General features: G+C 41.8%; 15 protein-coding genes and 1 pseudogene. 8 read left to right on the top strand and 8 right to left on the bottom strand.

What is annotated here, in order from left to right; genetic code table 11:
• Nucleotides 1-237, bottom strand: a pseudogene (locus G7092_RS16085) (glucosamine-6-phosphate deaminase); the annotation flags it as partial.
• Nucleotides 238-453: 216 nt separating this feature from the next.
• Here G7092_RS16085 and G7092_RS16080 point away from each other — a divergent pair.
• Nucleotides 454-1647, top strand: a complete 1194-nt coding sequence (locus tag G7092_RS16080) for an anhydro-N-acetylmuramic acid kinase (protein ID WP_166090829.1) — start codon at nt 454-456, stop codon at nt 1645-1647.
• 45 nt (nt 1648-1692) lie between these two features.
• Entirely contained in the window at nt 1693-3198 is a 1506-nt protein-coding gene (locus G7092_RS16075; RefSeq protein ID WP_166090828.1) for an NAD(P)H-hydrate dehydratase, read from the top strand.
• A 361-nt stretch (nt 3199-3559) separates the two neighbouring features.
• Here G7092_RS16075 and G7092_RS16070 read toward each other — a convergent pair whose 3' ends face one another.
• The 6 genes from G7092_RS16070 to G7092_RS16045 all read right to left on the bottom strand — a co-directional run bounded on the left by G7092_RS16070 (nt 3560) and on the right by G7092_RS16045 (nt 7974).
• The gene (locus tag G7092_RS16070; protein ID WP_166090827.1) at nt 3560-4381 is read right to left on the bottom strand and encodes an anti-sigma factor; all 822 of its coding nucleotides are present in this window, start codon (nt 4379-4381) and stop codon (nt 3560-3562) included.
• Nucleotides 4382-4385: 4 nt separating this feature from the next.
• Nucleotides 4386-4937 carry an RNA polymerase sigma factor gene (locus G7092_RS16065; RefSeq protein ID WP_166090826.1) on the bottom strand — a complete coding sequence of 184 codons (552 nt, stop codon included), beginning with the start codon at nt 4935-4937 and terminating at the stop codon, nt 4386-4388.
• Between the two features lie 24 nt (nt 4938-4961).
• Nucleotides 4962-5846: a lipoyl synthase gene (gene lipA, locus G7092_RS16060; RefSeq protein WP_166090825.1), complete on the bottom strand. Its 885-nt coding sequence runs from the start codon at nt 5844-5846 to the stop codon at nt 4962-4964.
• Nucleotides 5847-6076: 230 nt separating this feature from the next.
• Nucleotides 6077-6406, bottom strand: coding sequence for a bacillithiol system redox-active protein YtxJ (gene ytxJ, locus G7092_RS16055; protein WP_166090824.1), 330 nt, complete (start codon nt 6404-6406; stop codon nt 6077-6079).
• A gap of 248 nt (nt 6407-6654) precedes the next feature.
• Nucleotides 6655-7149, bottom strand: a complete 495-nt coding sequence (ribH, locus tag G7092_RS16050) for a 6,7-dimethyl-8-ribityllumazine synthase (RefSeq protein WP_166090823.1) — start codon at nt 7147-7149, stop codon at nt 6655-6657.
• A gap of 147 nt (nt 7150-7296) precedes the next feature.
• Nucleotides 7297-7974: a tetratricopeptide repeat protein gene (locus tag G7092_RS16045; RefSeq protein WP_166090822.1), complete on the bottom strand. Its 678-nt coding sequence runs from the start codon at nt 7972-7974 to the stop codon at nt 7297-7299.
• Between the two features lie 345 nt (nt 7975-8319).
• On the opposite strand from G7092_RS16045, the gene recF reads away from it, so the two are divergent.
• The gene (recF, locus tag G7092_RS16040; protein ID WP_166090821.1) at nt 8320-9420 is read left to right on the top strand and encodes a DNA replication/repair protein RecF; all 1101 of its coding nucleotides are present in this window, start codon (nt 8320-8322) and stop codon (nt 9418-9420) included.
• Nucleotides 9413-9703 (top strand): DciA family protein, encoded by a 291-nt coding sequence (locus tag G7092_RS16035; protein WP_076376360.1) that lies wholly within the window; start codon nt 9413-9415, stop codon nt 9701-9703. The genes recF and G7092_RS16035 overlap by 8 nt, the downstream gene beginning before the upstream one ends.
• 347 nt (nt 9704-10050) lie before the next feature.
• Here G7092_RS16035 and G7092_RS16030 read toward each other — a convergent pair whose 3' ends face one another.
• Nucleotides 10051-10470, bottom strand: coding sequence for a nucleoside-diphosphate kinase (locus G7092_RS16030; RefSeq protein WP_166090819.1), 420 nt, complete (start codon nt 10468-10470; stop codon nt 10051-10053).
• 123 nt (nt 10471-10593) lie between these two features.
• Here G7092_RS16030 and G7092_RS16025 point away from each other — a divergent pair, with 123 nt between their 5' ends.
• The 4 genes from G7092_RS16025 to G7092_RS16010 are packed head-to-tail and all read left to right on the top strand — an operon-like array spanning nt 10594 to nt 14442.
• On the top strand, nt 10594-11604 hold the full coding sequence (locus G7092_RS16025) for a DHH family phosphoesterase (RefSeq protein ID WP_166090818.1): 1011 nt from the start codon (nt 10594-10596) through the stop codon (nt 11602-11604).
• Between the two features lie 10 nt (nt 11605-11614).
• Nucleotides 11615-12580: an FKBP-type peptidyl-prolyl cis-trans isomerase gene (locus G7092_RS16020; protein ID WP_166090816.1), complete on the top strand. Its 966-nt coding sequence runs from the start codon at nt 11615-11617 to the stop codon at nt 12578-12580.
• A gap of 59 nt (nt 12581-12639) precedes the next feature.
• Entirely contained in the window at nt 12640-13626 is a 987-nt protein-coding gene (locus G7092_RS16015) for an FKBP-type peptidyl-prolyl cis-trans isomerase (protein ID WP_166090814.1), read from the top strand.
• 48 nt (nt 13627-13674) lie between these two features.
• Nucleotides 13675-14442: a TatD family hydrolase gene (locus G7092_RS16010; RefSeq protein WP_166090813.1), complete on the top strand. Its 768-nt coding sequence runs from the start codon at nt 13675-13677 to the stop codon at nt 14440-14442.
• Nucleotides 14443-14457: the final 15 nt, after the last annotated feature.

The raw sequence follows: 14457 nt of genomic DNA, 5'->3' as shown, positions 1-14457 counted from the left end.
CACGTCACGGAAAGACAAACCATCCTCGCGGTGCAAGCGAACGAGTTCGTTATACACCCCAATGGGGGTAACACCGGTAGCCAAACCGAGCACGGTTTTTTCAGCACGTGATTGCTTGTCGCGGATGAGTGCAGCAATACGAGCCGCCACTGCTACCGAGGCTTCCTGCTGGTTACCATAAACGCTTACCGGCAGCTTCTCGTACCGGGTCTCTTCCAATAAATTTAATCGGGCCATGTATCAGTATTAATAAGTTTATATGCTTGTTTCAAAACAAATATATCAGATATTTAGGTAGTGCGGCTATTAATTTAACTTAAAACCTCACCTAATTCTCTTACTTTGATTCGCAAACGTTTGTGTTAAGTCCCTCTCCTTTGGAGATGAGTTAGGATAAGGTCTCTTATTCATTTAACTTTTGCAAAGCCCGGCAACAAATTGTAATTTAAAGCCATGTTACCGTTTAATCAAAATCTGCAGCACTTGTTCACTATCGCCCAAAAAGATAAAAAAACGGGTATCGGTTTAATGTCAGGAACGTCACTTGACGGACTTGATATTGCCTTGTGCAGTTTTACCGGCAGCGGTCTGCAAACACAGCTTCAATTGTTGCAATTTATCACCATGCCCTATCCACAAAATTTTAAGGATGAGGTGCAGCAGGTATTTGCCCGCAAAACAGCTGATCTGGAGCTGGTAACTTTACTGAACGCTTTTATAAGTAATTATCATGGCGAATTAGTTTTAGAAGCCCTGGCTGGTTGGGGTATAGATGCCGCCTCAGTTGATTTTATAGCCAGTCACGGGCAAACTATTTATCACGCGCCGCAACGCCTGCATCACCGCGGCAATTATGCTAATGCAACCCTGCAAATTGGCGATGGCGATCATCTGGCAGTAAAAACCGGTATACTAACCATCAGCGATTTCAGGCAGAAACATATTGCTGCCGGTGGCGAAGGCGCTCCCCTGGCTTTATATGGCGATGTGTTGCTGGGCAGTAAACCTGGCGAAAATCGTATACTATTGAATATCGGAGGGATTGCCAACCTCACCTATCTCCCTGCTGATGGCGACGCTACTCAAATCTTGTGCACAGATATTGGTCCCGGAAATACGCTGATTGATGCAGCATGTCGTAAATACTTTAATACGGCTTATGATAAGGATTCAGTTATTGCTTATAACGGTAAAGTAAACGAGGATCTGCTCAGGGCATTACTCAATCATGCTTTTTTCGAAGAAGAAGCCCCCAAAACTACCGGGCCGGAATTGTTTGGTTTAGCGTATGTAGAGCAGGCGCAGTTACGAACAGGGACAGAGCACATCAAAAATGAAGATCTGGTAAGCACCTTGAGCATGTTTACAGCAGCAGCTATTGAGCATTTTATCAGGACTTACATCCCGGCCGATGATCTGCATATATTTATAAGTGGTGGCGGTGCCAGGAACCCCTTTGTCGTTAATCATTTAAAACAGGCATTAGCAGATGCTCACATTGCCGATACCGGCAGCCTGGGGATTGATCCCGATGCCAAAGAAGCTATACTATTTGGCTTGTTAGGTAATGAGGCCTTATGCGGCGAACCCATGACCATCGGCAATAACCCTGCGGTGTTGATGGGTAAGTTTAGTTTTGCGCATTAAGAACTTTACAAAAACAAAACATATTATTCGCTACTTTAGAATAATATGCTGCCTTTACTAATTGCCACTCAAATACGCCAGGCCGATGCCTATACTATAGCCCATGAGCCTATTTCCTCTGTTGATTTGATGGAACGGGCTTCCAAAGCATTTGTTGGCTGGTTCATCAATCATTTTCCGGATAAAAAGCAAGCCATTAGTTTTTACTGCGGTACGGGTAATAATGGCGGCGACGGATTGGCCATTGCTCGCATATTGCATCAACACCAGTATAAAAAGCTGGTGGTAAGAGTGGTACGTTTCAGCGACAAAACTTCTGCCGATTTTGATGTTAACCTGGAGCGCTTAAAACAAATTGATATTCCTGTAAACGAAATAAATAAAGGCGATGAGTTGACCGATGAAAACAGCTCCATCATTATCGACGCTCTTTTGGGTAGTGGATTAAACAAACCCCTTACCGGCGACTATGAACGCCTGGTTAAACATATCAATGCTCTCAACAAGACGGTTGTAGCGGTTGATGTACCCTCCGGGCTCTTTTGCGACGGAGAGATTCAACCGGATGCCACTGCCATTGAAGCCGATCTGGTAATCACCTTCCAACAACCAAGAATTAATTTTTTGCTGCCTGAATCGGCTCCCTATATCCATTGCTGGGAAGCAGTAAATATTGGTATTGATGAAAAGCATGTGCAATCCCTCAACTCATCTTACCAGTTTATAGAGGAAAAGGACGTAAAGGGCTGGCTGAAACCAAGACGCCATTTTAGCAACAAGGGTACTTACGGGCACACACTCCTGATTGCAGGACAAGCTCAAACCATGGGAGCAGCTTTACTAAGCTCTTCTGCTGCCGTACATGCCGGGGCTGGTCTTACAACTGCCTGTGTTCCTGAAAGCGGTCTGATTGCCTTGAACAGCTATCAGCCCGAGATTATGGCCATTGTGCGTAATGAAAATCAATTGCCTGAGGTAGAATGGGATAAATTTAGTTCGATAGCTATTGGGCCTGGTCTGGGTAAAGATGAAGATGCGCTTGATCTGTTATCGGCCCTTATCAAAAATTATAAAAAGCCGGTAGTGGTTGATGCCGATGCGCTTAATTTACTGGCAGAGCATCAGGAACTATTGAAAAAGCTGCCGGCGGGTAGTGTACTAACACCACACATGAAGGAGTTTGATCGTTTGTTTGGTTCGCATAAAAGCTGGTGGCAAAGACTGCAAACAGGTATGGAGCAAGCCAAAAAACTAAATATCTATATCGTTTTAAAAAATGATTATACTATAACCCTATCGCCAGAGGGTAAGGCTTACTTTAACTCATCTGGTAATGCGGCTATGGCGTCAGGAGGTATGGGCGATGTGTTAACTGGAGTTATTGCAGCACTGCTGGCCCAAAAATATACATCTTTGCAAGCTTGTCTTATTGGTATTTATGTACATGGTAAAGCCGGCGATGAATTGGCCTTGCCTAATAGGTTAAATGTAGTGTTGCCTGGTAAGCTAATCGCGCAGTTGCCTGCCACCATGGCCAAGTTAATGGCATAAAAAAAACGGTCGCAAGTATTTATACAACCGTTTTTGATTAACTATTAACTGATCTTATAAAGAACTAAATACTCACATTTATGGTGTTAGATTTATGATATTTATTAGGTTTTATCGATCTAACTATACATAAGACGCACCAACTACCCTAATAGTTACAAAAAAACAAATATTTTGTGTGGATTCTGGTTAAATAATTGTTAAATAACATGATAAGGTGCGGCTTTGTTTCCAAAAATAACCCAAAATGACATTAATTGGTATATAAACTATGTTAAAAATTGTTAAAACTATCGGGAATAGAGAATTGCCTCAGAGATGGAAATATGATAAAAGTAATAAAATAGAGGAATAGCCGGGGTTAGAATTTACCCAGAACTACCATTTGATCCATGGTAGGATTAACGCTGCCCCCTTTTGGTTCAAGGGTTACGGCAAAAGCATCAGCAAGCGCTATCGACTTCATCTCTTTCATATCAGTTGAGTCGGTTTTGGCATCAAAAACACCCAGGTCCACCGGTTTTCCGCCAACCAGCGCCCAAAGCTGATATTGATGGTCTTTATCGTTCTCAGGCAGTTTAACATTGCCCATATCAATGATTACTTTTTGCTTAGCGGGGCTAAAGGCCAGTGTTACAACCGATGCCGGAGTTTTTGCGGTTCCCTGTAATTTTAATAGCTTAAAGGTTGGATCGCGGAAAATAGTTAATTCCCTGTCCATTAAGTTTACCCGGTTACTGAAATGCTGATTTTGCAATTGCATAGCCACCAACTGGTCGTTAGAGTTTTTGAGGCGCGAGTAAGTATTTACCAAAGCAATAGTGCTGGCTATTAACAGGGCCAAACTGGCAGCAAAAGCATATTTATAAAAATTATTTTCTTTACGCGGCGGCATTGCTACCACGTTATTATGAATAGGCTGCGGTTTTTCCGGGAAGTTGTTATCATCGGCAAGATTGGTGAGGATGCTGCCCATTACCCGCTCGCGCAAGGCCTCTGATGGTTCAACTGCGTTTTCAAGAGCATATAGTTCCAGAGAGCGTCCAATTTCATCCAATTCCGCTTTTACGGCAGGATGTTTCTTGGCCATCTCCTCTACCTGCAACTTTTCGTCGGGGGTTACATCCCCCAGAACGTAAAGTTCCAGTATCCCTGTTTCTATATATGCTCTTATATCTTCCACTACTTCAATTAAAATGTTTTCTGAGTTGCTGTATGCCCATTCGCAACCGTGTTTTAATGGTACCCAGCGGAACGCCTAATTCATCAGCCGCTTCCACGTGAGTGTAACCTTTAAAATACACCAGATCGATTATTGATTTTTGTTCAGGCCTTAACGTCTCAACCAAATCTTTAACACCCATCAACTCAGGCTTGTAAACTGTGTTCTTTTGTTCGTCAATGGAATTTACGATATTTTCAATCTCCTGGTTTTTATTCTGATTCTTAAAATCTTTTGATCTGATTTTATCTATAGCCAGGTTACGCGCAATATTTACCATCCAGGTAAATAAACGGCCTTTTTCTGTACTATAGCTGGAAAAGGAGTGCCAGATTTTTACAAAAGTTTCCTGTAAAACATCTTCGGCAATGGCAGTGTCGATAACAATACGAGAAATTACGCCGAACAGTGAAGCTGAGTACATATCATATAGCGCCTCAATAGCTATTTTCTCATGATTTCTCAATGAAAAAACTAGTTGTTCTTCTGTCAGCGATATTTTATGTTTCTTACTCAACGGCGTGAATATATAAAGGAATTATCATATATCAAACAGATGTTTTTCTGCATGATAGGATGAACGTACCAATGGTCCGCTCTCCACGTATTTAAAACCTTTATCTAATCCAAATTGTTTTAACCGGGCAAACTGGTCTGGATGGATCCAGTCAATTACCGGGTGGTGATTACGCGTTGGTTGTAAGTATTGCCCTAAAGTAAGTATGTGTACACCGGCCGCAAGCAAATCGTCCATCGCTTCTAAAATATCATCTTCGGTTTCGCCTAAACCCAGCATAATGCCCGATTTGGTACGTAAACCAGCTTCTGATACATGTTTTAAAGCTTCCAGGCTACGATCATATTTGGCCTGGATGCGTACCTCTTTGGTCAAACGGCGTACGGTTTCCAGGTTATGTGATACCACCTCTGGGCGGGTTTCCAGTACACGTGCCAGGTTATCCCAGTTGCCCCTGAAATCGGGCAGTAAAGTTTCTAATGTAGTTTCCGGGCTTTCGCGGCGTATAGCATTGATGGTTTCGGCCCAAATGATAGAGCCACCGTCTTTTAAATCGTCACGATCAACAGAGGTGATCACGCAGTGTTTTACCTGCATCAGTTTTACCGATGTAGCTACACGGTTAGGTTCATCTACATCAACGGCTAATGGCCTGCCGGTTGCTACCGCACAAAATGAGCAGGAGCGGGTGCAAATATTACCTAGTATCATGAAAGTAGCTGTGCCGGCTCCCCAGCACTCGCCCATATTAGGGCAATTACCACTTTCGCAAATGGTATGCAGTTTATGTTCATCAACCAAGCTGCGTACATGTGTATACTCTTTTCCAATAGGAAGCTTTACCCTAAGCCAATCTGGCTTGCGTTGAGCTTGTTGGCTAACAGCAGGAATTACCGGTAAATCAATCATGGTACAAATGTAGTTAAAAACCAAATAACCCTTTATGAGCTATTGCGCAAGTTTTACGAATAAATTATAATAAGTATGCAGAAACAAGAGGTAAGGATCAGGAAATAAGATCAAACACACCGGCTGTCATGCTAAGCTTGTCGAAGCATGATGGGCAAGCCTCTAAGCGCGATCCTTGGATAAGCTCAGGATGACAGGCCTTCAATTAATAAAATCCCTGAAATTCTTGGCTAAACTAAAACCGATAGGGCTTCGTCAACTGAGATCTGACCATGTGATTGATCAAGCACGCATTCGCCGTCTTTGATCAACAGCAACTGCGGCGATTCATGGTGTACCTGGAAAATATCTGCTACTTGTTTTGACAGGTCGCGATAGCTAATCAGGTCCAGGAAATAAAGAGGCATATCTTCGGGAAGATCTTCCCAGTCCAACTCAAAACGTTTTTTGGCCATCATGCTGATGGAACAGCGGGTACTATGTTTAAATATCAAACTGTAGCCCTCGTGCTGTTTAATGCTATTCAATTGATCTGCCGACTCCAACGAAATCCAATTCATAAAGATAATGATATAGTGTGCTGTGCTATAAGTAAAACTAACTTACAAAATAACACAAAAAACTCCCTATAGCTTTAAATGAAAATAAAAAATGACAATTGCCTGTTAACGACCACTTTTAGGATACGAACCATAAGCTGGGCATAGTTTATTGGAGCATGACGAGATCGTGCAGCCAACTGCCAGGGCAATAAACGCTATGTAAATAATTTTTTTCATCGTATTAATTGATACCGTTTTTACGTTGATCAGCTCTTTAATGTTTCGGCAAGATGGGCCATTTTTATCGCTGTAATAGCGGCCTCATCGCCTTTGTTACCATGTTTACCACCGGCACGATCAATAGCCTGTTGCTGGTTATCGGTGGTTAATACACCAAATATAACAGGTTTTGAATATTTTATGGCAACATTACTTACGCCATTTGCTACAGCATCGCAAATAAAATCAAAATGGCGGGTTTCGCCCTGTATCACACAGCCCAGGCATATCACTGCGTCTAATCCGCCTTTTTTTAATAGCAGATCAGCGCCTGATGTAAGCTCAAAGCTGCCGGGTACCGGGTATACTGCAATATTTTCTGGCAGGGCGCCATTATTTACCAGGCTTTGATGGGCACCCTGATAAAGCGCATTGGTGATTTCGGCATTCCATTCGGCTACCACAATACCGAAGCGGTATGGTTGTGCTGACGGGATCTCGGTATTTGAAAAATCTGATAGGTTTTTAAGCTGTGTAGCCATGATTTTTTGATTTCGGATTTGAGATGTTCGATTTCGGATCTATCTGTATTTCGGATTTGCTTATAAAAAAAATGTTCGATTCTGGATTTAAAGGCCTTTGCAAGTCAGTAAATCCGAAATCGAACATTCGATATCCGAAATCGAGAATTATTGTTTCGCTTCGGTACGAGCTATATACTCGTCAATATTTTGCGCTTCGGCACTTTCAGGATATTCTGATTTTATTCTTTTGTAAGCCTCTGTGGCCGATTTGTTGTCTTTTTGCTCTTCGTAAACCAAGCCTAATTTCTTTAAGTAAAGAGGGGATAAAAATTTGTTTTTTGCTTTATCAACAGCTTTGTTAAATGAAGAGATGGCTTTATCATAATCTTTTAGCTCAACATAGGCATCACCTGCGCTACCCAATGCTTCGGCAGCTACCATGCTGTCGTCACCGCGATAGTTGTTCAGGTTATCAAGGGCTTTACGGTATTCTCCTTTGTTTAAATAAGCGGTACCTAAGTAAAAATAAGCCAGGTTAGCAGCCTTGGTATTGTTGTACTCGGTAATGATTTTTTCAAAACCCGGATAGCTTGCATCGCCTTTAATGGCTTTGTCCCAATCTTTTTTAGCCCAAAAATCCTGCGCAACGTGCATTTGATCGGCAGCGGTTATTTCGCGTGGCCCTAAATATAATTTAAGATATAAAAGATAAATAGCAATAAGGGCAATGATGGCCCCACCTATAAATAACAGGCTTTTTTGATTCTCGCGCACGAAATTTCCGCTTTGCCCTAAATTACTTTCTGGTGCTGTAACTTTGGTAGTCGCTTGGGTTTTTGACATTGTTGTTCTAAAATTAAGTGTGCAAAGTTACAGTTTTCAAAATTTCTGGCAATAGCTTTTGTATTAAATCTTTATGGAGGTGGTTTTATGGTTCATTATACCAAAGATTATTGGGAGGAGATGCGCTGCTTTGTGTCATTGCGAGGCACGAAACAATTCCCCGGTTTACATATAGCCACTCTGTATGTAAGGGATTGCCACACTTCGTTCGCAATGACGCGTGTAGAGAAATTTATTGATAGAAGTAAAAAACATTTTAATCCCAAAATCACGTAAATCAGGGTTCAGATAAACCAATGATACGGATAAACTAATGAACTAAATCCCTAACTTTGCCTCTCCGTTATGTATTTGCAGCAACTGTCAGTTATCAATTTTAAAAATTACCAGGAGGCCGAGCTTGTGTTTAGCAAGGGGGTGAATGCCTTTACCGGTAATAATGGTGCCGGCAAAACCAATTTGTTGGATGCTATTCATTACCTGTCGTTATGCAAAAGCTATTTTAACCCTATTGACAGTCAGCAAATAAAGCAGGACGAGGATTTTTTTATCATTACCGGGGTGTTTAATAAAAACGAGCAAGCCGAGGCTGTAGCCTGTTCTGTTAAACGTAACCAGAAAAAACAGTTTAAACGTAACAAAAAGGATTATCAACGCCTGGCTGATCACATCGGGTTACTGCCACTGGTGATGATATCGCCATATGATACCAGTATTATTACCGAAGGGAGCGAAGAACGGCGCAAATTTGTTGATAATGTGATATCGCAAACCGATAATCATTACCTGGATGAGCTGATTACCTACAACAAGGTACTGGCCAACCGTAATGCCCTGTTAAAGCTGATTGCCGATACCGGTCGTTATGACCCCAGTTTGCTGGAAGTGCTTAATGAGCAATTAGCTGGTTCGGGCAACCGTATATTTGAAAGGCGCAAAGCTTTTATGGAAAGCTTTACCGCTATTTTTAACAGTCATTATAGTTTTTTAAGTGATGGGGCCGAACATGTAGAGTTGATTTACGAATCACAATTGCTGCAGGATGATTTTGCCGATTTGCTAAAAAAGAATGTAGAGCGCGACCGGGCGCTGGAGCGTACCACAGCGGGTATACATAAGGATGACCTGCAATTTGGTATCCACGGTATGTCAATGAAAAAGTTTGGGTCACAGGGCCAGCAAAAATCGTTTTTGATAGCGCTCAAGCTGGCACAGTATACTTTTTTATATCAGCAAAAAGGCTTTAAACCTCTGCTGCTGCTGGATGATATTTTTGATAAGCTGGACGATGAGCGCGTTACCAAGCTGATGAAAATGGTATCCAATAATGATTTTGGGCAAGTGTTTATCACCGATACCAGCGTAAACAGGGTGCGGGATATTTTTGAAAAAATAAACGTAGACGTAAAACTATTTAAAGTAACAGGAGGGGTAATTGATGCGTAAAGCAAATGACAAATCGTTAAAAGATGCTATTGACCAAATGCTGAACGTTTATAAAATTAAACGCCGCTTTGATGAAACCGCTGTAGTGGCCGCCTGGCCCGAATTGGTGGGTAAACCTGTAGCCAACAGAACCAAGGAGCTATTTATCCGCGATAAGAAATTATTTTTACGTATAGAATCGTCGGTGATCAAAAACGAGCTGATGATGATGCGCGCCCAGATCATGGATAAGATCAATGAGAAAGCAAACGGTATACTGGTTGAAGAGGTTATCTTCCTCTAGAAAAACGAAATTTGTGCTTTATGCCAATATCATCATTGATCCTGGAATAGGCAAAAATAAATATACCAGGAATGATGAAAGCGAGCTGAACCTCTGGGTGAGTTTTATATAGCAGAATTGAAGCTGCTGCCAGGCATATGATGATTAACAGGTATATGATACATTTCAGAAACAGTTTCATGATCTATAGCTTTAAAAATTACCAGGTTTATTAATTCAGGGTAAAATAAATAGAACTGAAAAATTAACCCCGTAGGGTAAATCTACAAAACATATACCAGAACAAAGCAAAAAAATAACATTTACCGGTGTAATTAACTGAATTACACCGGTAAGTTATCTGAAAGTTAAAATCTTTCGAAAGCCGAAAAGAAGAAATTGCCTTCTATGTCAGCATTCTCGTCAGAATCAGAGCCGTGAACAGCATTTGCATCAATTGATTTGGCAAATAAGTTACGTATAGTACCTTCTTCTGCCTTGGCCGGATCGGTAGCACCAATCAGTTTACGGAAATCTTCAATAGCGTTATCTTTTTCTAAGATAGCAGCAACGATAGGGCCTGATGACATAAAGCTAACCAGGTCTTTGTAAAAAGGGCGTTCTTTATGTACTTCATAAAACTGACCGGCTTTTTCGGGGCTCAGCGAAGTATATTTAAGAGCGATGATCTTAAAGCCGCTCTTTGTGATCTTGTCTATAATCGCACCAATGTGGCCGTTTGCTACCGCATCAGGCTTAATCATGGTAAAAGTTCTGTTGGTTTTCATTCTTGCTTTTTAAAATTGGCGCAAAAATAGGTTTTTACATCTGTAACATAAAGCGTTTTGAATTAAATTAGATGGTTTGTATTTAATTTATTTATTTAGCTTTGCAACTCTTTTTTAAAATTGATGTTAGAATTAGCCTCGCTTAAAGAACTTTTAGCACAGCCTCAAAAAATAGTAATCACTACCCATCATAAACCTGATGGCGATGCGATGGGCTCGTCCTTAGGTTTATATAACTATCTGATACAGCAGGGGCATCATGCAAAGGTGATCACGCCTACAGATTACCCCGATTTTTTAAGCTGGATGCCTGGTAACGAAGAAGTTATTATTTATACCGAGCAACAAGAACGGTCGGCAGCACTTATAGCCGATGCCGATATTGTGTTCTGCCTTGATTTTAATGCTTTAGGCAGGATCAATCAAATGGGAGAGCTGGTTGGTGAAAGCAGCGCTTATAAGATCATGATCGATCATCACCTGGAACCCGAAGATTTTGATGATTACCGGCACTGGAATATCAATGCATGTGCTACTGCCCAGCTTATTTATGATTTTATTGTAAATGAACTGCAACATCCCGAATTAATTAATAAGGATGTAGCTACCTGCCTGTATACCGGTATCATGACTGATTCAGCATCATTCCGCTTACCTAATACCACCTCAGCCGTACACCGCATAGTTGCCGATTTGATTGATGCAGGCGCGGTTAACTGGCGTATACATGAGCTGGTTTACAATAGCGCATCTGAAAGCAGATTAAGATTTTTAGGGCATTGCCTGGCTAATTGCCTTGAAGTGCTGCCTGAATATAATACCGCTATTATTGCAGTAAACAAAGCCGACCTGGAAAAATACGAAGTGGATACCGGCGATACCGAGGGAATTGTGAATTACGCTTTATCCATGGGCAGCATACGCCTGGCTGCATTTATAGTAGAACGCCGGGACAAGGTAAAGCTTTCACTGCGCTCCAAAGGAGAGTTTCCGGCCAATGAGATCGTTAAAAAATATTTTAATGGTGGTGGTCACCGTAATGCGGCGGGCGGTCATTCTGAAGACAGCCTGGAGCAGGTTATACAACAGTTTAAACTAATATTACCAGAATATAAAAAACTATTAATACAGTAAAACAGTAAAAATGAAAAGAAAATTGATGTTCTTGTCTCTTGCGGCTATAGGTTTAGCAAGTTGCAACGGTGGATTTAAGCAGGGCGATGGTGGCTTGCTTTATAATATTCACACTTCTAAAGGTGGAGCCAAAATTAAAGAAGGCGATTTTATAAGCCTTAACATGGTGGTAAAAACCGATGGCGACTCTGTGCTGAACAGTACTTATGAAAGCGGCCAGCCTACAAGAATGGCTATGCCAAAACCACAAGCCAAAGGTGATGTGGTTGCAGGTATTGGTTTACTGGGCGAAGGTGATAGCGCTACTTTTAAAATAGCTTCCGATTCGATATTTAAAGGTGGTCAGCAACGTCCTCCGGGCTTTAAAAGCAAATACCTGGTATTTGTAGTTAAAGTTGAAAAAGTAATAGCTAAAGGTAACTTGAATGAGCAGGTGTTTCGTGGCCGTGTAATGGATTATATCAAATCACAAGGCGATGCTTTAAAAGCACAGGAACCTGCTAAAATCAAAAAATATATTGCTGATCATAACCTAAAGGTTGAAAAAACAGCTTCAGGTTTACAGTATGTTATTACCACTCCGGGCACTGGTGCAAAACCGGCAGTAGGCGATACCGCAGTAGTAAATTACACCGGTAAAATGGTTAGTGGTAAAGTGTTTGATACCAGCATTAAAGCAGAAGCTACCAAAGCAAAAATACCGGTTGATCCTATGCGCCAGTTTGCGCCTATCCGTATCCCTGTTGGTCAGGGTAAAGTAATACCAGGTTGGGACGAAGGCTTGCAATTGCTAAACAAAGGTTCTAAAGCGATATTCATTATCCCATCTGACATTGCTTATAAAGACCAGGGAATCGGCCCAATCGGCCCATACTCTCCATTGGTTTTTGAAATGGAAATGGTTGATGTTGTTAAACCAAACCCTAACGCTCCAAAACCGGTTGTGCCGCAATTAACGCCGCCGCCAGCTAAATAATTAAAAGAAATTGAACACAGCCTTTTTGCCTACGGGCAAAAAGGCTTTTTTTTGTTAATATGAAACGTACTATTTATTTCATTGCCCCGCTGATTACCTTATTTACTGTAAGTGTAAAAGCGCAGCAAACAACCGATCTGAAAAAGACCGCCAATGGTGCCCTGTATAAAATATTTACCAATAATACCGGCCCCAAAGCAAAACAGAACGATGTGATCACTTTTAACTTTACCCAAACTACAGATAAAGATTCGCTATTGTTCAGTACCTACAAATCTGGCAAACCGGTACAGGCACAAATACAGGCCTCACAAAACGTAGGCGACCTGATGGAGGTGTTCCCCTTACTGGCCGCTAAAGACAGCGCCCTGGTTAAAGTACCAACCGATTCAGTTTTTAAAGGACATGAAGAGGCCCGTCCTCCCTTTTTCCCGAAAGGCAGTTATTTAACCTTTGTTATCAAAATGGAAAAGATTCAGTCATTAAACGAAGCTATTGCTGAGCGTAATGCCGAAGGTCAAAAATTAAAGGATAAAGAACTAACCGAAGCTGCGAAGTATTTGGCGGCTAATAAAATAAATGCGATACCAACCGGATCGGGATTAAGATATGTAGTTACCAAACCATCGGTAAAACGCAAGCCCCTGGCTGGTGATACCGTATTGGTAAATTATACCGGCCGTATATTGAACGGCAAAGTATTTGATTCCAGCATTGCGTCAGAAGCTAAAAGCGCAGGTTTGGATCAGCCAGGCCGTGAGTACAAGCCAATAAGTGTGGTGCTTGGTCAGCAGCAGGTGATACCTGGTTGGGATGAGGGTTTACTGCTGCTGAATGAAGGTTCAAAAGCTAAACTAATTATTCCATCGAGCCTGGCCTATGGCGATAAAGGTGCCGGTCAGGATATACCTCCATACAGTACATTGATATTTGATGTGGAGCTGGTACAAGTTAAACCCGGCAAACATGCCCCGGCTAAAGCTGGTGTAGTTAGTCCGGCTAAAAAGCGGGTTTATAAAAAGCCGCTCACTAAAAAAACAAATTAGCATAAAAGCCTTCTGCCAAAAAACAGGAGGCTTTTTTATTTTTGCATTATGGTACTAACCGATACACATACACACCTATACTACGAAACCATTGCCGATAAGCGCATGGCACTTATGCAACGCTGCCTGGACAATAACATCAACCGGCTATTTTTACCCAATGTGGATAAGGAATCCGTGCCGCTGGTATTTGACTTAGTGCAGGCCTACCCTGATCAATGTTTCCCGATGCTGGGTTTACATCCCTGCTCGGTAAAAGAAAACTGGCAGCAGGAACTGAAAGATATCCGCGATGCGCATCAGCAGCAAAAAATTGTAGCCATAGGCGAGATCGGTATCGACCTGTATTGGGATAAGACCACCCTGAATGATCAAATAGAGGCCTTTCGCCAGCAGATCAACTGGGCAAAAAGCTTAAAACTTCCTATTGTTATCCATTGTCGTGACGCCTTTAATGAGGTATACGAGGTATTACAGCAGGAACAGGACGAGAACCTGCGCGGGGTATTCCATTGCTTTACCGGCACGCTGGAACAGGCTCAAAAAGTTACTACTTTAGGCTTTTACCTGGGCATAGGCGGGGTGGTTACCTACAAAAATTCGGGTTTAGATAAAGTTGTAGCTGAAATTGACCTCAAACATATAGTTTTAGAGACAGATTCTCCGTACCTTACGCCCGTTCCGTTCCGTGGTAAGCCTAATGAAAGTTCATACCTGATCTACATTGCACAAAAAGTGGCGGAGCTGCACCAAATGGCTATGGATACGGTGGCCGATATCACCACCGAAAATTCAAAGCAGCTGTTTGGTATTTAACAACATTTATTTATT

The sequence above is a fragment of the Mucilaginibacter inviolabilis genome, from assembly GCF_011089895.1.
Classification (GTDB): Bacteria; Bacteroidota; Bacteroidia; order Sphingobacteriales; family Sphingobacteriaceae; genus Mucilaginibacter; species Mucilaginibacter inviolabilis.
The sequence above is the reverse complement of the archived record's forward strand: the minus strand, read 5'-3'. Positions and strand labels throughout refer to the sequence as shown.

Coding starts and splice junctions, on each gene's coding strand:
- G7092_RS16020 (WP_166090816.1), top strand. CDS start 11,615: ATGAAAAGAAAATTGATGTTCTTGTCTCTTGCGGCTATAGGTTTAGCA.
- G7092_RS16010 (WP_166090813.1), top strand. CDS start 13,675: ATGGTACTAACCGATACACATACACACCTATACTACGAAACCATTGCC.
- G7092_RS16075 (WP_166090828.1), top strand. CDS start 1,693: ATGCTGCCTTTACTAATTGCCACTCAAATACGCCAGGCCGATGCCTAT.
- G7092_RS16080 (WP_166090829.1), top strand. CDS start 454: ATGTTACCGTTTAATCAAAATCTGCAGCACTTGTTCACTATCGCCCAA.
- G7092_RS16015 (WP_166090814.1), top strand. CDS start 12,640: ATGAAACGTACTATTTATTTCATTGCCCCGCTGATTACCTTATTTACT.
- G7092_RS16035 (WP_076376360.1), top strand. CDS start 9,413: ATGCGTAAAGCAAATGACAAATCGTTAAAAGATGCTATTGACCAAATG.
- lipA (WP_166090825.1), bottom strand. CDS start 5,846: ATGATTGATTTACCGGTAATTCCTGCTGTTAGCCAACAAGCTCAACGC.
- recF (WP_166090821.1), top strand. CDS start 8,320: ATGTATTTGCAGCAACTGTCAGTTATCAATTTTAAAAATTACCAGGAG.
- G7092_RS16045 (WP_166090822.1), bottom strand. CDS start 7,974: ATGTCAAAAACCCAAGCGACTACCAAAGTTACAGCACCAGAAAGTAAT.
- ribH (WP_166090823.1), bottom strand. CDS start 7,149: ATGGCTACACAGCTTAAAAACCTATCAGATTTTTCAAATACCGAGATC.
- G7092_RS16030 (WP_166090819.1), bottom strand. CDS start 10,470: ATGAAAACCAACAGAACTTTTACCATGATTAAGCCTGATGCGGTAGCA.
- G7092_RS16025 (WP_166090818.1), top strand. CDS start 10,594: ATGTTAGAATTAGCCTCGCTTAAAGAACTTTTAGCACAGCCTCAAAAA.
- ytxJ (WP_166090824.1), bottom strand. CDS start 6,406: ATGAATTGGATTTCGTTGGAGTCGGCAGATCAATTGAATAGCATTAAA.